Here is a 17,112-nt window from a genome sequence, read left to right on the forward strand (position 1 = left end):
GTCATCCTCCCGGGGATCATGTTCTTGCGGACCACTATAGCGCGAAAGCAGCCACCGCGCGCCTCACCCGATTACCCGCTTCACACAGGCTTGCCACCGCTGATACCGCTCTGCCCGCTCGCTTTCGGCCATCTTCGGCTCGAAGCCGCGCTCGCGCCGCCAGTGTTGCGCCACATCAGCCATATCGCCGTAAAATCCCACCTGCATGCCGGCCAGATAGGCCGCGCCCAGCGCCGTCGTCTCGGTCACTTCCGGCCGCTCCACCGGCCGCCCGATAATGTCGGTCAGGTTCTGCATGAACCAGTTGTTGGCGACCATGCCGCCATCGACGCGCAATGCCTGCGGGCTTTCCAGCCCCGCCGCCGTCATGTCGGCGCCCATCGCATCCATCAGATCGCGCGTCTGGAACGAGACGCTTTCAAGCGCCGCCCTGACGATCTCCTTGGCGCCCGTGTCGCGCGTCATGCCGAACAGTGCCGCCCGCGCATCGGGCTCCCAGTATGGCGCGCCGAGCCCGGTGAACGCCGGCACCAGCACGGCCTGGCTGTTCGGATTGGCCTCGCGCGCCATTGCCTCGCTCTCGGCCGAACTGTCGACCAGCTTCATCTCGTCGCGCAGCCATTGCACGATCGCGCCGGCCATGAAGATCGAGCCCTCCAGCGCATAGGTCGTCTTGCCGCCGATCCGGTAGGCGACCGTGCCGAGCAGCCGGTTGCGGCTCGTCACCCGCCGCGCGCCGGTGTTGACCACCGCGAAACAACCCGTGCCATAGGTCGATTTCATCAGCCCCGGCTCGAAACAGGCCTGTCCCACTGTTGCTGCCTGCTGATCGCCGGCGACACCCGCCACCGGAATTTCGGCGCCGAGCAGATCCTTCACCGTCACGCCGAAATCGGCACAGCAATCCTTGACCTCCGGCAGCAGCGCTTTCGGAATCTCGAACCAGCCGAGAATTTCGTCGTCCCAGTCCTGCGTCTCGATGTTGAACAACAACGTCCGCGACGCATTTGTCGCATCGGTCGCATGCACCTTGCCGCCGGTCAGGTTGAAGATCAGCCACGCATCGATGGTGCCAAAGCAGAGCTCCCCCGCCGCCGCCCGCTTGCGCGCGTCCGGCACATGGTCGAGCAGCCATGAAAGCTTGGTGCCGGAAAAATAGGGATCGAGCAGCAGCCCGGTCTTGGCCTGCACGATCGCTTCCTTGCCCTCGGCCTTCAACTTGGCGCACAGCGCCGCCGTGCGCCGGTCCTGCCAGACGATCGCATTGTGCAGCGGCTTGCCCGTGGCGCGCTCCCACAGCACCGTCGTCTCGCGCTGATTGGTGATGCCGATCGCCGCGATATTGGCCGCCGTCGTGCCGCCGGTCAGCACGCCGCGGCAAACCTCCAGCGTCGCCGCCCAGATTTCGGCGGCGTCATGCTCCACCCAGCCGTCCTGCGGGAAAATCTGCCGCAGCTCCTTCTGCCGGACCCGCATCGGCGAGCCCGACGCATCGAAGAGCAGCGCCCTTGTGCTGGTCGTCCCCTGATCGATCGACAGAATGTAACGCGCGTCCTCGGCCGCCATCGCCGCTCCCCCTTGATCTTCCGGAACGGGAGGCTACCCCGCCCCGCGATCCGGCAAAACCCCTTGCACTGAGGGGGCGAAATTCCGCTGACCCGATGCTATATTCCGGTCATGGACCTTGACCGCCCCCTCAAAGCCGCACCGCCAATGATCGACCCCTTCGGCCGCGCGGTCACCTATCTGCGCGTCTCGGTGACGGACCGCTGCGACTTCCGCTGTGTCTACTGCATGTCCGAGCACATGAACTTCCTGCCGAAGCCCGAATTGCTGACGCTGGAAGAGCTCGACCGCGTCTGCTCGGCCTTCATCCACAAGGGCGTCCGCAAGCTCCGCCTCACCGGCGGCGAGCCGCTGGTCCGCCGCGATGTGATGACACTGATCAAGAGCCTCGGCCGCCATCTCGACATCGGCGCCCTCGACGAATTGACGCTGACCACCAATGGCAGCCAGCTCGCGCGTCACGCCGCCGATCTCCACGCCGCCGGCATCCGCCGCATCAACGTCTCGCTCGATACGCTGAAGCCCGACCTCTTCGCCGAAATCACCCGCTGGGGCCGCCTGCCCCAGGTGCTCGACGGCATCGCGGCGGCAAAACGCGCCGGCCTCAAAATCAAGATCAACACGGTCGCCCTGAAAGGCGTCAACGAAGCTGAAATCCCGGCGCTGATCGAATGGGCGCATGGCGAAGGCCACGACATCACCTTGATCGAAACCATGCCGATGGGCGACATCGACGGCGACCGCACCGATCAATATCTACCGCTGTCCGCCGTGCGCCGCACACTGGCGACACGCTGGACGCTCGACGAAATGCACTTCCGCACCGGCGGCCCCGCGCGCTATGTCCGCGTCAAGGAAACCGGCGGCCGCCTCGGCTTCATCACGCCGCTGACGCACAACTTCTGCGAAAGCTGCAACCGCGTCCGCCTCACCTGCACCGGTACATTGTATATGTGCCTCGGCCAGGACGACGCCGCCGACCTCCGCGCCGCCGTCCGCGCCGGCGCCAGCGACGACCGCCTCAGCGCCGCCATCGACGAAGCGATCTCCCGCAAGCCGAAAGGCCACGACTTCATCATCGACCGCGATCACAACCGCCCCGCCGTCGCCCGCCACATGTCGCTGACCGGCGGCTGAACCTCACCCCTGGGTCTGCTTTCTTGCCCAGTCGAGATAATCCGCGTTCCCCGCAAGGATCGGCAGCGTCAGCAGCGCCGGCACCTCGTAAGGATGCAGCTTGCGCGCCGCCGCCATCGCCGCCTCCGCCAGCGCCGCCCGCGTCTTGATGAAGGCGGCCACTTCGTCCTCCACCACCACCTCATCGCCCCATTCATAAACCGAACGCAACCCCGGATAGATATTGACGCAGGCCGCAAGCTTTGCCGCGACAAGCGCCCGCCCCATCGCCTCGGCCACCGCGACCGATGGCAAGGTCGTGTAGACAAAGACGAATTCTCCGCCTTGCGTATCTTCGCTCATATGCTTACCTCCTTGCTGCGCCGCCGCTATTATGCCGCCCGACAGGGGGACGAGAGATGAAATTCGAGAAGATCGCCTTCGTGGCGTCCGACATGCCGGAGGCCCAGGCCGCGCGGAAAGCGCTGGCCGCCCGCTATGGCGATGCCGCGCCCGGCAAGGCCGATGTCATCGTCGCGCTCGGCGGCGACGGCTTGATGCTGCAAACGCTGCACGACCATATGGATCGGCGCATCCCGATCTATGGCATGAACCGTGGCTCGGTCGGCTTCCTGATGAACGAATATCGCGACAACGATCTTCTGGAGCGCCTCGACCTCGCCGAGCTGGCGACGCTCCATCCGCTGCGCATGAGAACGACGCTGGTCGGCGGTGAGCGCCGGGAGGCCCTCGCCATCAACGAGGTCTCGTTGTTGCGCGAAACCTATCAGGCCGCGAAAATCCGCATCTCCATCGACGGCAAGACGCGCATGGAGGAATTGATGTGCGACGGCGTGCTGGTCGCAACGCCGGCCGGCTCCACCGCCTACAATCTTTCCGCGCAGGGACCTATCGTCCCGATCGACGCCGCATTGCTGGCCCTGACGCCGATCAGCGCCTTCCGTCCCCGGCGCTGGCGCGGCGCGCTGCTCTCGCATCGCGCGAAGGTCCGCTTCGAAATTCTCGAACACGAAAAGCGTCCCGTCAGCGCCGTCGCCGACCACACCGAGTTCCGCAATGTCCGCGATGTCGAGGTCGAGGAAGACGCCTCGATCGACCTGCTGATGCTCTTCGACGCCGATCACTCGCTCGATGAACGCATCCTGACCGAACAGTTCTTGTACTGAACTCTTGGCGGTTGCTTTTCTTCCCACCCTCCCCTTGGGGGAGGGTCAAAATTTGCAAAGCAAATTTTGGGGAGGGGTAAGCGTGGAACCTCAGCGCATAACCGGCAACACACGCGCAGCCGCCGCGCCTAAGCCTTCGGCCGCGACACGTTCGCCACCGCTTCCAGCGGCTCCTCGGTCACCGGATAGCCGGCCTCGGCCGGAATGCGCAACACGGGCTTGCCCGCCTCGTTCTTGGTCACCACCGGCTCGACGGTAACGACGGGCGTCGCGCGCGCCGCCTCGATCGCATGCGCGACGGTCGGACTGTAACCGAGCTTCGCCACATTCATCCGTGTCGGGAAGATGATCGTGCGCGTACCGGCATCCGCCTCCTGCAGCGCGATCTCGGGCCGGATCCACACCGAATCGACCGACTCGTATCCGTCATGCACCGCCAGATGATCTTCCGGCGCCGCCGCGACATAGAAGCGCGTGTCGAAGCGCTTCGGCATCATGTTGGGCGTGATCCAGTGTGCGAACGGCGTCAGCATGTCGCCGGCAAGCCGCAAGCCCTCCTTGGCGAGGAAATCGGCAATCCCGATCTCGCCCTTGTTCAGCGGATCGCGATAGGGATCGAGCGCCTTCAGCCGCGCCGCATCCACAACCTTGCCCGTGCGCTCCTCGCGCGCCAGCAATACGGCCGATTCCTCGAACGCCTCGCGGATCGCCGCGACCCGCATCGAGAATTCCCAGTCGTCAAGCCCGTCGGCGCCGTCGACGCGCCCGCGCACCCCTTCCGCGCGGTCAAGCGGATCGACCTTGCCGCCCGGAAAGACCAGCGCGCCGGAGGCAAAATCGATCTGGTGATGACGCACCACCATGAAAACCTCGATCCCCGCCGCGCCGTCGCGCACCAGCAGGATCGTTGCGGCCGGAATCAGCCCGCTTGTCGCCGGTTTGGTCATTGTCGCACTCCCTTTTGCTCCAATTTGAAGCATTGTTTTTATCGTTTGGCGACCTTGTTGGCCGCTCATCCGCGCCGGTTAAGCTCTCGGAAAGAGGCACCCTGCGAGGCTGGATGAAACGCAGACCCGCGCCCCGTCCGGAAGCAAGATGTACAGCAGTTCCTTTCGCCTGACCAACCGCGACATCGACCTCGCTTTCGAGGCCCGCCATCTTTTTCTGGTCTGCCAGCCGAAGATCGCGCTCGAAACCGGCGAGGCGCTGGGCGCCGAGGCCTATATCCGCTGGAACCATCCGGACTATGGCCTGCTGCCGCCGGGCCTCTTCCTGTCCTTTTTCGAGCGCCGCGAACGTTCGGGCGAACTGACCCGTTACGTCGCGGCTGCCGCCGCCGACGCACTGGTCGACTGGGCAGCGGTCGGCTGCCAGTGGCCGCTCTCGATCAATCTCGGTGCCGCCGATCTTGCCGACAAGCAGCTTCCCGGCGATCTCGACGGCATCCTCGGCGAGCGCGGTCTCGATCCGTCGCTGCTGACCCTCGAGGTCCCGGAAGGCGCCTTCGCCCGCCATGGCGAGGCGGCGGCCGGCATCATTCGCGAACTGCGCCGCCTCGGCTTCCGCACCGCGCTCGACGGCGGCGGTGCCGTCATCGTCCCCGACGATGTCGTGAGCCGCGACTGTTTCGACGAAATCAAGATCGGCGGCGCGGCGATCATCCAGTTCGCCGGCCGTCTGCGCCATGCGGGTCTCGGCTTTGTCGGCCGTCGCGTTGCCCTGGCCGCATCGCGCGGGCTCGAAGCGACAGCTGTCGGCGTCGAGGACGAAACGACACTCGCGGCCCTGCCCGCGCTCGGCTTCACGGCCGCGCAGGGCACACATATCTGCCGCCCCGTCGCGCTCACCGAACTGATCGGCTGGACGGCGCCGAAGCGCGCGGCGCCGGTCGAAGTTGAGGTTGATGTCGAAATTGCGCCGGACGCAACCCCCGTCGAAGCCCATGCCGAACCCGTTGACGGCGACGAGAACGATGTTCTCCTCCTCACCGACGCCATCGAGGAAAAAACCGCCGAAGAGACAATCGTCGCGGAAAATGTGCTGGCCGAAACACCGGCACCGCGACCGGCATCGCCGATCGCGGACACGGGCCTCTGCCTCTCCTGGGAAGATGTCGATTTTCACGTACCGGGCGAGGAGGTCCGCGCTGTCGCCTGGCGCATTGACCGCGTTTGCCTGTCCCCCGACCGCGGGCTGCTGGCGCTGATCCGCCCGCCGCGCCGTCGCCCGCACAGGCGCAAGACAGAACCCGCAACGGCCGCGCCGGCACCCGCCCGGAAAGAAACGCCGATGCCGCCGGCGCCCCGCATGCGCGCCGTTCGCCGCCTGCGGGCGCCCTCGGGCCTCGTCACCCGCCCGAGCCTCGTGCAACTGGCGCTGGGCTTCTGACGCGAAACCGATCGAAAGATCAAACCCGCTCGATGATCATCGCAATGCCCTGCCCGACGCCGATGCACATGGTGCACAGCGCGTAGCGTCCGCCGCGCATCTCAAGCTCGAACATCGCCGTCGTCACCAGCCGCGCCCCGCTCATGCCGAGCGGATGGCCGAGCGCGATGGCGCCGCCATTCGGATTGACATGCTCGGCATCGTCGGCAAGTCCGAGATCGCGCATCACGGCAAGTCCTTGCGACGCAAACGCCTCGTTGAGTTCGATCACGTCGATATCGCCGATATTCAGCCCGGCCTTTTCCAGCACCTTGCGGCTCGCCGGCGCCGGCCCGATCCCCATGATCCGCGGCGGCACGCCGGCCGTCGCCATGGCGACGATCCGCGCCCTGGGCTTGAGCCCGTTCGCCTCCGCTGCCTCCGCCGAGGCGATGATCAACGCGCAGGCGCCGTCATTGACGCCGGATGCATTGCCGGCCGTCACCGAGCCGCCCTCGCGGAACGGCGCCGGCAGCTTGCCGAGCGCTTCAAGCGTCGTCTCGGGGCGCGGATGTTCGTCTTCCGACACCACCGTCTCGCCCTTGCGGCCCGCAATCGTCACCGGCACGATCTCCGCAGCAATGCGTCCCGACGCCATCGCCTTGCCGGCCTTCTGCTGGCTGCGCCAGGCAAAGGCGTCCTGGTCCGCGCGGGAAATTTGAAAATCTTCCGCCACGTTCTCGGCCGTCTCCGGCATCGAGTCGACGCCATATTGCCTCTTCATCAGCGGATTGACGAAACGCCAGCCGATGGTCGTGTCGTAAATCTGCGCATCGCGCGAAAAGGCAGCCGTCGCCTTGCCCATCACGAAGGGCGCGCGCGACATGCTTTCGACGCCGCCGGCAATGGCGAGCGACGTCTCGCCGGATTTGATGGCCCGCGCCGCCGTGCCAACGGCATCCATGCCGGATCCGCACAGCCGGTTGATCGTCGTCCCGGAAACCGCATCGGGCAGGCCCGCCAGCAGCGCCGACATCCGCGCCACATTGCGGTTGTCCTCGCCGGCCTGGTTGGCACAACCGAAAATCACATCGTCGACCCGTTCCCAATTGACGTCCGGATTGCGCGCCATCAGTGCCATCAGCGGCACCGCGCCCAAATCGTCGGCGCGCACGCCCGACAGCGCCCCGCCATAGCGCCCGATCGGCGTCCTGACGGCGTCGCAAATGAAAGCGTCTTTGATTTGATGGCTCATCGCCCGGCCTCCGCTGAAATCGAGGCAGGCAACCTAGAGCGTTTCCAGGTGAAGTGGAAGCCGGTTCACCGACCGGAAACGCGACAAAACAAAGACTTAGAGACGTTCATCGTGAAACAATGAACGTCGCTAAAGCATTTTGTCGCGAAGGAAAACGCCGCGCCGCCCTCAGGCAACATTCTGGTCGCGGATAGTCGGCGCGGGCACCGGCGCAACCAGTCGGCCGAGCTTGTCGATCATCATATCGAGATCGGCGGCCTCGACCTGCTCGTAGACCTCGCGCAAGCCCTCAAGCACATGATGCCGGAAGAGCGGCAGATCGAGCGACCCGTCGCTGCTGCGCACGGCATGAAACGTATCGAGCACGGTGCGGAAGGCGGGATAAAGCGCTTCCGGCATCCCGGCCCGCGCATAGACGGCGCGAAAACCCAGCGCGCCGACATCGTGAATGAGCCGCCAGATGCGGTCCTGCGGAACGCTGGTCAGTTCCGCAAAGGCCGCCTCGACAAAGCGCATGTTGCCGGCGCAGGCCGTCCTCAGGATCAGCGTCGCGGTCAGACGCTTGTTCTCGATCAGTTGCGTCACCAGCGCCCGCAATTCATCGTCGTTCATGCGCACGATGGCGTCGGTCGTCGTGCGCTCGCGCGCCTGTTCTTCCAGCGTCGCGGCAACCCGTCCGTCCATCTCGTGATGCTCGATCAGATACTCGCGCATCTGCTCGGAAACCATCGCGATCAGCCGCTCGACCAGCGTGGCCGGCAGTTCGTTGCGCTGCACCAGCGGTGCGGCCACATCGGCATCGTCGGCATAGCGCTCGACCAGCATCGTCGCCGCTTCCTCGTTGATCACGGCGCCGCTATTGGCGATCAGGCGCAACACGGCATCGCGGTCGCCCTTCAGCGCCAGCGCTTCGGAAACCGGTGCCGCAACCTGCGGCCGCCCGGCAATGGCGCATTGCTTGGCCGGACTGCCGTAATAGACGAGACCCACCAGGTCCTCATCGGTCAGCACGGGCGAAGATTCGAGAACCGGAATGGCGACGGCATCGATATCGCGCGCCAGCTGCAGCACGATATTGCGCGGCGCGTCGGGAACGTCGTTGAGGCAGCGCGACAGCGCCTCGCGCACATTGACGGCGACGTCGTGAACCAGATAGCCGAGAATTTCGTGCGCGAGCTCGCGCTCGCGTGGCGCAAGCTCGATGTCCTTGAACTGGGTCGCGACCTTGGCGGCGACTTCGGCGCGCGCGTCATCGGACGGATCCGCCAGCAGCCGTTCCACATCGGCGATCGACAGCTTCTTCTCGCTCATCCGGCCCCCCGGGCTCCACATCGACGGTCGGTCGATCCCGCTCCGGGACGCCCAAATCCATCCACAAGCCTAGGCGGAACCGTTTAATGAACGGTTTACGTTAATGCCTGTGGACAACGCGGATGGGGCGTATTTGGGCCGTATTTTGACTCCATCGCCGTTTCATGGATGATCCGCTCCAATCAGAAAATTCAGGAAAACGGGGATCGAAGACATGCTGGAGGGCCTCAAGGTCATCGAAATGGCCACCTACATCGCCGCACCCGGCGCGGGCGGGATTCTGGCCGACTGGGGCGCCGAGGTGATCAAGATCGAGCCGCTCGCGGGCTGCCCCATGCGCTACACCATGGCCAACATGGGCGCCGACCATCTGAAGGGCTCGCCGATCTTCGATCTCGACAACCGCGGCAAGAAGGGCCTCGCCATCAACACCGCGACGCCCGAAGGCGTCGAGGCTGTAAAGCGTCTCGTCAAGGACGCCGACATCTTCATCACCAATGTCCGCCCCGGCGGCCTTGAGCGCGCCGGCCTCGACTACAAGTCGCTGGCTGCCATCAACCCGCGCCTCGTCTATGCCAGCGTCACCGGCTACGGCCTCGAAGGCCCCGACCGCGACCGGCCCGGCTTCGACATCGCGGCCTTCTATGCCCGTTCCGGCATCGGCTGGCTGCAGACGGTCAAGGGTGCCGAGCCGACCACGCTCCGCACCGGCATCGGCGACCACACCACCAGCATGGCGACGGTCGGCGGCATCCTCGCCGCCATTGTCGAGCGGCAAAAGACCGGCAAGGGCCGCCTCGTCGAAGCCTCGCTCTTGCGCGCTGGCATCTATGCGGCTGGATCGGATACCGCCGTCCAGCTGCGCTATGGCAAGCTCGGCTCCACCAAGCCGCGCCACGAAACCATCGCGCCTTTGAACAATTTCTTTCACACCAGGGACGGCTGGATCGTCATCGTCCCGCGTCAGGGCACGGTCGACTGGAAGGCCATCTGCCGCGTCATCGGCAAACCCGAACTCGAAACCGATCCGCGTTTCGACAATCCGAAAACCCGCCGCGCCAACGCCGCCGAACTTGTCGACATCCTCGACGCCGCTTTCGCCGAGCACGACACGGAATACTGGCGCGCCAGGCTCGACGCCGAAGACATGATCTGGGCGCCGCTGATGCGGCCCGCCGATGTCTATGCCGACCCGCAGGCTCATGCCGCCGGTGCCTATGTCGAGGTGATCGAGGAAGGCGGCAATGGCACCTATCTCTCGCCGGCCTCGCCGATCCGCTTCCCCGGCGCCGAACCGGAAGGCCCGCGTCCCGCGGCGCCGATGCTCGGCGAACACACCATCGAAACGCTGAAGGCCGTCGGCTTTCGCGAAGCCGAAATCGAAAACCTCCGCAAGGCAGGAGCGATCGGATAAATCGGTTCGCGCCGGGCGCCGCGCCGCGAACCGGAACACAAAATTCTGAAATCTAGGGAGCCCGTCGATGACCGACACCAGCTACACGCCGCCGAAAGTCTGGACCTGGAACAAGGAGGGCGACGGCGGCCGCTTCGCCGCCATCAACCGCCCCATCGCCGGTCCGACGCATGACAAGGAGCTGCCGGTCGGCAAGCACCCCTTCCAGCTCTATTCGCTGGCGACGCCCAACGGCGTCAAGGTCACGGTGATGCTGGAGGAACTGCTGGCCGCCGGCCACAAGGGCGCCGAATACGACGCCTGGCTGATCAACATCTCCGAAGGCAACCAGTTCGGCTCGGGCTTCGTCGCCGTCAACCCGAACTCGAAGATTCCGGCGCTGATGGATCGCAGCGCCAATCCGCCGACGCGCATTTTCGAAAGCGGCGCCATGCTGCTCTACCTCTCGGAAAAATTCGGCGGCGCCTTCGTGCCGAAGGACCTCTCGAAGCGCGCCGAAGTTTATTCATGGCTGATGTGGCAGATGGGCTCCGCGCCCTATCTCGGCGGCGGCTTCGGCCACTTCTATGCCTATGCGCCGATGAAGAACGAATATGCGATCAACCGTTTCGCCATGGAGGTGAAGCGCCAGCTCGACGTCCTCGATCGCCGTCTCGCCGAAAGCGAATATATCGCGGGGCCCGACTACACCATCGCCGACATGGCGATCTGGCCCTGGTACGGCGCGCTGGCGAAAGGCCTGCTCTACGAAGCCGGCGAATTCCTCAGCGTCCACGAATACAAACACGTCAACCGCTGGACCGATCAGATCGCCGAACGTCCGGCGGTGAAGCGCGGGCGCATGGTCAATCGCGGCTGGGGCGATCCGGCCAGCCAGCTCCCCGAACGCCACGACGCCAGCGATTTCGACAAGGTCGGCAAGGCGGGCGAGTAATCAGGAGAGCTTGGAGCGCGCGCCGGGGCGGATGCGTCCGGCCGCCGCTTTTTCGGCTCAATCTCGTGACAGAAAGCCGCGCCCGGAAAATCGGGTGCGGCTAAGGCGCTGCCGGGCCCTCGGCATGTCAGGCGGAAACAACCTTCAAATGAGTTCCACGACTTTCCGTCCGGACATTCAGGGACTGCGCGCCGTCGCGGTTCTGCCGGTTCTGATCTTTCATATCTGGCCGGAGGCCATGCCCGGCGGCTATGTCGGCGTCGACGTCTTTTTCGTCATCTCGGGCTTTCTGATCACCGGCCTGCTGTTGCGCGAGTTGGAACGCGAAAACACCATCGGCATCGCCCGCTTCTATGCGCGCCGTGTCCGCCGCCTGCTGCCGGCCTCGACTTTGGTGCTGGTCGCGATCGCCGGCCTCACCCTCACCTTGCCGCCGTCGCAATGGCGGGGCGTCGCCTCGGAGATCGTCGCCAGCGCGCTCTATTTCGAAAACTGGTGGCTGGCCGCCCAGTCGGTCGATTATCTCGGTGCCGAAAATGCGCCGGGGCCGCTGCAACATTTCTGGTCGCTGTCGATCGAGGAACAATTCTATTTCGTCTGGCCCCTGCTGATGATCGGCACGGGCGCGCTCTGTCGGCGCCGGGGCTGGCCCTTGCGGCCGGCGCTCGGCGCGGCACTCGGCAGCGTCTTCGTAATCTCGCTTGCCTTGTCGGTTTACGAAACCATCCACGCGCCACAGGCCGCATACTTCATTTCGCACACCCGCTTCTGGGAACTGGCGCTGGGCGGTCTGCTCGCCGTGGCGGGAACCCGCGCCGCCATTGCCGGCGAGAGCGCGAAGATCGCCGCTGTAACGATCGGCCTCGCGGCCATCGCCGTCGCCGCCATGTTCTACTCCGCCGCCACCGCCTTTCCCGGTTACGCAGCCCTGCTGCCGACGCTCGGCACCGCGCTCGTCGTCATCGGCAGTGGCGCGGCGGCGCGCTTTGCCCCGCACCGTCTGATCGAAAGCCGTCCGGCCGTCTGGATCGGCGACCTTTCCTATTCGATCTATCTCTGGCACTGGCCGCTGATCGTCTTCTACCGCAATTGGACCGCGAACGTCCCCGGCCTCTGGGACGGTCTTGTCCTTGTTGCGGTCTCGATCCTGCTTGCCGCGCTTTCGAAACACTTCATCGAGGATAGCTTTCGCGACAAGGCAGGCGCGCCGCGCATCGGCCGCAGCCTTGCCGGCGGCCTTGCCTCGATCCTTCTCTGTCTCGCCGCGGCCGGCATTGTCTTTGCGGTCGTCGCCGGCCAGCGCCCCGGCGAACTGACGGCAGCGAACTATCCCGGCGCGGCCGCCCTCACCGATGCGGCATCCGTCCCCGATGGTGTATTGGCAGCGCCGCCGCTCGCCTTCGTGCTCGACGATCTGGCAGCGGCCTATGGCAATGGCTGTCATCTCGATCTCGACGAGGCGGAACCGCGCGCCTGCCGCTACGGCGTTGCGGATGGCGCCTTTCACGTCATGCTGATCGGCGACTCCCATGCCGCAAGCTGGTTGCCGGCACTCGAGACCCTTGCAGAAGCGCGCCGCTGGCGCATGACTGCGCACACGAAATCGGCCTGCCCGATGGTGCTCGGCAAGCTGGCCAAGGATCCGTCCTGCCCGCTCTGGGGCGAAAATCTGCTGGAAGAGGTGGCGCGCGAAAAACCCGACCTGGTAGTGCTCGTCATGTCGGCCGACAACATGATCGCGGGCGCCGGCACGCGGGAAGCCCGTTTCCCGCTACTCGTCGCGGCATTGCGCAAGACAGCGTCGGCGCTGCGCGAAAAGGGCATCGCGGTCGCCGCGATGCGCGACACGCCGCGCTTTCCGTTCGACCCGCCCGAATGCCTGGCACGCGATTCCGGATGCCGCGCACGGCAAGCCGATGCCTTCCCTCTGCCAGATCCGATGTCATCGGCCTTCAGCAACGATCCCGATGTACCGGTGATCGACATGACGCATGGTTTCTGCGCCGATGGCATCTGTCCGATGGTTGTCGGCAACGTCACCGTCTGGCGCGACTACCATCACTTCACCGCCACCTATGCGCGCACACTTGCCCCCGCGCTCGGCCGCGAACTCGACAGGGCGGTGGCGGCAGTCGGCATCGCGACAAACGGTACGGAGTAAAAACGATCCGGCCGGACACACGCCTTGGAGCGCTTCTCGGAAAAGTGGAATCCGGTTTTCCGAAAAGAAGCGCGACCAAACAACAACTTGGAGTCTTTCAGTGTTTCCACGAAACACTGAAAGACTCTAGCGTGACGGATCATGCAACACCGGCTTGAAGAACATGCCGAGTTGCAGGCTTTCGGCGATGCGTCCCGCTTTCTCGACAAAACGGTCGGCTGCCTCGGGCGCGCAGACCGCGTCGGCCGTCTCGCGGAACAGCGTCAGCCAGCGCTCGAAATGTTCGGGCGTCACCTGCTTCAGCTTCAGATGGGCGCGCATCGGCTGCCCCTTGTAGCGACCGGTCGTCAGCATTACCGATGACCAGAAGTCGATCATCTTCAGAAGATGCGGCTCCCAGTTATCGCCGATAACGCCGTCGAAGATCGGTCCGAGAACCGCATCGGCGCGAATGCGCGTATAGAAAGCCCGCACGAGACGATCGATTTCGGCTTCGTCGGTCGCCGGCCGGTCGCCATCGCCCTTGCGCAACCGGATATCCTCCACCGTCATCGCCACCTCCATAAGATGCATAGTAAATACATCTTAAGTCTGGACAGTCGCGGCCCCGAAAGCAATACTGCGGATACATCTTGACCTGCGGCAAATCGTCGGCGGGATCTCGGAGATCGCAATGCGCCTCACCCTGCACACCGACTATGCATTGCGCCTGCTGACTTATCTGGCGCTGAAGCGCGGCGAGGTCGCCACCATTCGCGAAGTGGCCGAGACATACGGCATTTCCCGCAATCATCTGGTCAAGATCGCCGACGGGCTTCGCCATGCCGGCTTCGTCGACGCGCAGCGCGGCCGTGGCGGCGGCTTGCGTCTCGCCCGCCCGGCGCACGCCATCGGCATCGGCGCGGTCGTGCGTGCGATGGAAGAGGATCTCAATCTGGTCGAATGTTTCGATCCGCAGACGGATCGTTGCCGCATCGGCCCGTCATGCCGCCTGAAGCATTTGCTGCATGAGGCGCTCGACGCGTGGATGGCGGTCCTGGACAAGGCGACACTGGCCGACCTGGTCGAACGACCAAAGCCGCTGCGCCGTCTTCTGGAACTGTCCGCTTAGGAAAATCGCGTTCAGCCGAAGCTGAATCCCGAACGTGGCAGCAGCCGTGCCCGCTCGCGCCGCTCTTCGGCACGAGCTTCCTCGCGCCGCTCGTCGCTGCGCTCGCTCTGGCGCAGCGTTGCGCTGCCTTGCGGGATCGGATCGAGTGAGGCCAGCACTTCGACAATACCCGGCGTCAGCTTCAGAGCTGCGCCATAGCGAGTCGCTGGGCCGCTATCGGCGCCCGACGACATCGCCGGGGTGTAGGTCGGGGATAAACCCGGGGACAACATGGTCGCACCGCGTGTCGCATAGCCCCTCTGCGCAGGCTTCGCCGGACCCTCGAAATGCCCGTCGCGGCCATTTGTGACAGTTTTATGACTGTTTTGTGACAGAGGGGGTGTTTTGGCTGCCGCGTGCTGCTGTGAGGCGTCGGCATTTTCGTGTTTGCTGACAAGGTTTTGATAGACCTCGGCAGCCGTCCGCGCCCGTCCCGAGCGGTCATAAAAGATCGATTGGTTGGCCGCGGCCGCAGCAGGAAAAAGCGTGTCAGCACAGGCACTTGGCGTATCTTCGGCGGCCGAGATCAGCTTCCCCGCTCCGCCGGCGCCGAGGAAATGCGCAATGTAAAGCTCGCCTTCATTGGTCGGCCGCCCCAGGCGATTTTCAAGCAAACCGGCGCTTTCCTGCGTATAGGCGCCTGCCATCAGCGCCGAAGCGCTGGCATCGAAGCGCAGGGCAAGAATTTCCTGCCTTTCGGCAGTATTTTCCACGACATAGCGGCCCTTGGAATTGCAGTGGATCGCCTCCGCATAGCGTCCCAAACCAAGCTCCGCGCCATACTTCTTGAGCGTGCCGAGCCAGCTTTGTTCGGTGAATTGAAACAGGCCCGACGCCGATGAAGTCGTTGATTTCGCTTGGCAATCGAGGCTCGACTCGCGCATCGCCGTCTTCAGAAGATAGTCGAAATCGGCGCCCGTCCGCTCGCTCGCCTGGGCAAGCGCGGCATGGATCGTCTGCGGTCCGCCAATGGTTTCGACAAGGCTCATAAGGCCATTCCTCTCTGCGTTCGCAAAAGAGGTCGCAAGCACCGTGCCATGCCGGTTTTGGCAGAACTCCGGCTTTTTTCACGCGCGCAGATCGCGGCAATAGCGTTAAGCTTGTTCAAAAGCGCCAAAGGCGCACGGGGAAGTTCCAGTGGGAGGGATTGCCGAATGGCAGAGGTCGACGTCGCGGCGGAAGTCGAGGAAGAGCTTCATCACCCGAAAAGGGATTTGGTCGAAAAGCCTTATCCCAGAGCCATTTACGCTTGGTATGTCGTCGCGGTGCTGGTCCTTGCCTATACCTTCTCCTTCATCGACCGCCAGATCCTGAGCCTGCTGGTCGGCCCGATCAAACGCGATCTCGGCATCTCCGACACTCAGATGAGCCTGCTGCAAGGCTTTGCTTTTGCTGCCTTTTATTGTGTCGCTGGCCTCCCCATCGGCCGTCTGGTCGATCGCTATCACCGCGTCAACATCATCGCCCTCGGCGTTTTTATCTGGAGTGTGATGACGGCGCTTTGCGGTACTGCCCGCTCTTTCCTGACGCTCTTCATCTTCCGCACCGGCGTCGGCGTCGGCGAGGCGGCGCTCTCGCCGGCCGCCTATTCGATCATCGCCGACTATTTTCCGCCGAAACGCTTGGGTTTTGCGCTCGGTGTCTATGGCATGGGCGTTTATATCGGCGCGGGTCTCGCCCTCATCATCGGCGCCGCTGTCATCGCTCTCGTTTCGGAAGGCGGCAGCGCCACCATCCCGCTGGTTGGCGAGGTCTATGCCTGGCAGATCACCTTCTTCGTCGTTGGCCTGCCCGGCATCCTCGTGGCGCTCTGGGTCTGGACCCTGCGCGAGCCCGGGCGCCGCGGCCACATCCGGCAGGAGGTCGGAGCCGATGGCGTCAGCCGCCGCGTCGAGGTGCCTGTATCCGAAGTCTTTGGATACATGGGGAAAAACTGGCGCACCATGGTGCCGCTTAACCTCTGCTACGCACTCTCGGCCATGATGGCCTATGGCGTCGCCGCATGGATTCCGACCCTCTTCGTCCGCACCCATGGCTGGTCCTATCCGGAAGCCGGCTTCTGGTACGGCCTGGTGATCGTGATCTTCGGCACCAGCGGCGTCATTGCCGGCGGCTGGATGGGCGATTTCCTGACCGGCAAGGGCATCCGCAACGGCCGCATGATGGTCTGCGCCTTCACTGGCCTCGCCGCCTTCCCCTTCACAGTCGCCTATCCGCTGCTCGACGACCCATGGATGGCCCTGCTGCTGCTCTGCCCCTCAACCTTTTTCGCCACCTTCACCACCGGCGCTGGCCCTTCGGCCCTGCAGGAATTGATGCCGAACCAGATGCGCGGCTTCGCCTCGGCCGTGCTGATTTTCGTCGTCACCATCATCGGCCTCGGCATGGGGCCGACCTCGATCGCGCTGGTGACCGACTATGTCTATGGCGACGAAATGATGCTGCGCTATTCGCTGGCCGTCGTACCGGCCATCGTGCTGACACTGGCGATTACCGCAGGTCTGCTGGGTTTGAGGCCCTATATCGGCAGTCTTGATTATCTGAAGCGCTGGAGCGCCGAAAATGAGAAATGATTAACAAAATCAATATATTGTATTAATTGTTCAACGTGAAACATCAATATATGGGGTGATGTCTGCCGCTGTGTTCTA

At 64.4% G+C, this 17,112-nt stretch carries 15 protein-coding genes; 8 read left to right on the forward strand and 7 right to left on the reverse strand.

Annotated features, from left to right (window positions below):
• Window positions 1-63: 63 nt before the first annotated feature.
• Window positions 64-1,566 (reverse strand): glycerol kinase GlpK, encoded by a 1,503-nt coding sequence (gene glpK, locus Q7V31_RS11440; RefSeq protein WP_304734395.1) that lies wholly within the window; start codon window positions 1,564-1,566, stop codon window positions 64-66.
• A 111-nt stretch (window positions 1,567-1,677) separates the two neighbouring features.
• Here glpK and moaA point away from each other — a divergent pair, with 111 nt between their 5' ends.
• Window positions 1,678-2,703 carry a GTP 3',8-cyclase MoaA gene (gene moaA, locus Q7V31_RS11445; RefSeq protein WP_304734398.1) on the forward strand — a complete coding sequence of 342 codons (1,026 nt, stop codon included), beginning with the start codon at window positions 1,678-1,680 and terminating at the stop codon, window positions 2,701-2,703.
• A 3-nt stretch (window positions 2,704-2,706) separates the two neighbouring features.
• Here the strand turns inward: moaA and cutA are convergent, their stop codons facing one another.
• The gene (cutA, locus tag Q7V31_RS11450) at window positions 2,707-3,045 is read right to left on the reverse strand and encodes a divalent-cation tolerance protein CutA (RefSeq protein WP_304734400.1); all 339 of its coding nucleotides are present in this window, start codon (window positions 3,043-3,045) and stop codon (window positions 2,707-2,709) included.
• A gap of 56 nt (window positions 3,046-3,101) precedes the next feature.
• Here cutA and Q7V31_RS11455 point away from each other — a divergent pair, with 56 nt between their 5' ends.
• The gene (locus tag Q7V31_RS11455) at window positions 3,102-3,869 is read left to right on the forward strand and encodes an NAD kinase (RefSeq protein WP_304734401.1); all 768 of its coding nucleotides are present in this window, start codon (window positions 3,102-3,104) and stop codon (window positions 3,867-3,869) included.
• A gap of 128 nt (window positions 3,870-3,997) precedes the next feature.
• Here Q7V31_RS11455 and Q7V31_RS11460 read toward each other — a convergent pair whose 3' ends face one another.
• A complete protein-coding gene (locus tag Q7V31_RS11460) occupies window positions 3,998-4,816 on the reverse strand; it encodes an NUDIX hydrolase (protein ID WP_304734403.1) in 819 nt (272 codons plus the stop codon).
• 148 nt (window positions 4,817-4,964) lie between these two features.
• On the opposite strand from Q7V31_RS11460, the gene Q7V31_RS11465 reads away from it, so the two are divergent.
• Complete coding sequence (locus Q7V31_RS11465) at window positions 4,965-6,257, forward strand: EAL domain-containing protein (RefSeq protein ID WP_304734405.1); 1,293 nt, start codon at window positions 4,965-4,967, stop codon at window positions 6,255-6,257.
• A 19-nt stretch (window positions 6,258-6,276) separates the two neighbouring features.
• Here the strand turns inward: Q7V31_RS11465 and pcaF are convergent, their stop codons facing one another.
• Together pcaF and Q7V31_RS11475 are read right to left on the reverse strand one after the other, a co-directional pair.
• Window positions 6,277-7,479, reverse strand: coding sequence for a 3-oxoadipyl-CoA thiolase (gene pcaF / locus Q7V31_RS11470; RefSeq protein ID WP_304735125.1), 1,203 nt, complete (start codon window positions 7,477-7,479; stop codon window positions 6,277-6,279).
• Window positions 7,480-7,659: 180 nt separating this feature from the next.
• Window positions 7,660-8,802 (reverse strand): DUF2336 domain-containing protein, encoded by a 1,143-nt coding sequence (locus tag Q7V31_RS11475; protein WP_304734407.1) that lies wholly within the window; start codon window positions 8,800-8,802, stop codon window positions 7,660-7,662.
• A 214-nt stretch (window positions 8,803-9,016) separates the two neighbouring features.
• Here Q7V31_RS11475 and Q7V31_RS11480 point away from each other — a divergent pair, with 214 nt between their 5' ends.
• The 3 genes from Q7V31_RS11480 (at window position 9,017) to Q7V31_RS11490 (ending at window position 13,311) form a co-directional block, all read left to right on the forward strand.
• A complete protein-coding gene (locus tag Q7V31_RS11480; RefSeq protein WP_304734410.1) occupies window positions 9,017-10,216 on the forward strand; it encodes a CaiB/BaiF CoA-transferase family protein in 1,200 nt (399 codons plus the stop codon).
• Window positions 10,217-10,283: 67 nt separating this feature from the next.
• Entirely contained in the window at window positions 10,284-11,150 is an 867-nt protein-coding gene (gene yghU, locus Q7V31_RS11485; RefSeq protein ID WP_304734413.1) for a glutathione-dependent disulfide-bond oxidoreductase, read from the forward strand.
• 148 nt (window positions 11,151-11,298) lie between these two features.
• Entirely contained in the window at window positions 11,299-13,311 is a 2,013-nt protein-coding gene (locus Q7V31_RS11490; RefSeq protein ID WP_304734416.1) for an acyltransferase family protein, read from the forward strand.
• 126 nt (window positions 13,312-13,437) lie between these two features.
• Here Q7V31_RS11490 and Q7V31_RS11495 read toward each other — a convergent pair whose 3' ends face one another.
• Entirely contained in the window at window positions 13,438-13,863 is a 426-nt protein-coding gene (locus Q7V31_RS11495; RefSeq protein WP_304734418.1) for a group III truncated hemoglobin, read from the reverse strand.
• Window positions 13,864-13,984: 121 nt separating this feature from the next.
• Here Q7V31_RS11495 and Q7V31_RS11500 point away from each other — a divergent pair, with 121 nt between their 5' ends.
• Window positions 13,985-14,422, forward strand: coding sequence for an Rrf2 family transcriptional regulator (locus Q7V31_RS11500; RefSeq protein WP_304734420.1), 438 nt, complete (start codon window positions 13,985-13,987; stop codon window positions 14,420-14,422).
• 11 nt (window positions 14,423-14,433) lie between these two features.
• On the opposite strand, the gene Q7V31_RS11505 is transcribed toward Q7V31_RS11500, so the two are convergent.
• Window positions 14,434-15,345: a lytic transglycosylase domain-containing protein gene (locus Q7V31_RS11505; RefSeq protein ID WP_304734421.1), complete on the reverse strand. Its 912-nt coding sequence runs from the start codon at window positions 15,343-15,345 to the stop codon at window positions 14,434-14,436.
• 270 nt (window positions 15,346-15,615) lie between these two features.
• Between Q7V31_RS11505 and Q7V31_RS11510 the strand changes: the two genes are divergently transcribed.
• Window positions 15,616-17,034: an MFS transporter gene (locus tag Q7V31_RS11510; RefSeq protein WP_304734422.1), complete on the forward strand. Its 1,419-nt coding sequence runs from the start codon at window positions 15,616-15,618 to the stop codon at window positions 17,032-17,034.
• Window positions 17,035-17,112 lie beyond the last annotated feature (78 nt).

It is taken from the genome of Parvibaculum sp., from assembly GCF_030651915.1.
GTDB lineage: Bacteria > Pseudomonadota > Alphaproteobacteria > Parvibaculales > Parvibaculaceae > Parvibaculum.

What these genes read in the sequence shown, in the direction of transcription:
- glpK (WP_304734395.1), bottom strand. Translation starts at nt 1,566, where the DNA reads ATGGCGGCCGAGGACGCGCGTTACATTCTGTCGATCGATCAGGGGACG.
- moaA (WP_304734398.1), top strand. Translation starts at nt 1,678, where the DNA reads ATGGACCTTGACCGCCCCCTCAAAGCCGCACCGCCAATGATCGACCCC.
- cutA (WP_304734400.1), bottom strand. Translation starts at nt 3,045, where the DNA reads ATGAGCGAAGATACGCAAGGCGGAGAATTCGTCTTTGTCTACACGACC.
- Q7V31_RS11455 (WP_304734401.1), top strand. Translation starts at nt 3,102, where the DNA reads ATGAAATTCGAGAAGATCGCCTTCGTGGCGTCCGACATGCCGGAGGCC.
- Q7V31_RS11460 (WP_304734403.1), bottom strand. Translation starts at nt 4,816, where the DNA reads ATGACCAAACCGGCGACAAGCGGGCTGATTCCGGCCGCAACGATCCTG.
- Q7V31_RS11465 (WP_304734405.1), top strand. Translation starts at nt 4,965, where the DNA reads ATGTACAGCAGTTCCTTTCGCCTGACCAACCGCGACATCGACCTCGCT.
- Q7V31_RS11475 (WP_304734407.1), bottom strand. Translation starts at nt 8,802, where the DNA reads ATGAGCGAGAAGAAGCTGTCGATCGCCGATGTGGAACGGCTGCTGGCG.
- Q7V31_RS11480 (WP_304734410.1), top strand. Translation starts at nt 9,017, where the DNA reads ATGCTGGAGGGCCTCAAGGTCATCGAAATGGCCACCTACATCGCCGCA.
- yghU (WP_304734413.1), top strand. Translation starts at nt 10,284, where the DNA reads ATGACCGACACCAGCTACACGCCGCCGAAAGTCTGGACCTGGAACAAG.
- Q7V31_RS11490 (WP_304734416.1), top strand. Translation starts at nt 11,299, where the DNA reads ATGAGTTCCACGACTTTCCGTCCGGACATTCAGGGACTGCGCGCCGTC.
- Q7V31_RS11495 (WP_304734418.1), bottom strand. Translation starts at nt 13,863, where the DNA reads ATGACGGTGGAGGATATCCGGTTGCGCAAGGGCGATGGCGACCGGCCG.
- Q7V31_RS11500 (WP_304734420.1), top strand. Translation starts at nt 13,985, where the DNA reads ATGCGCCTCACCCTGCACACCGACTATGCATTGCGCCTGCTGACTTAT.
- Q7V31_RS11505 (WP_304734421.1), bottom strand. Translation starts at nt 15,345, where the DNA reads ATGCGCGAGTCGAGCCTCGATTGCCAAGCGAAATCAACGACTTCATCG.
- Q7V31_RS11510 (WP_304734422.1), top strand. Translation starts at nt 15,616, where the DNA reads ATGGCAGAGGTCGACGTCGCGGCGGAAGTCGAGGAAGAGCTTCATCAC.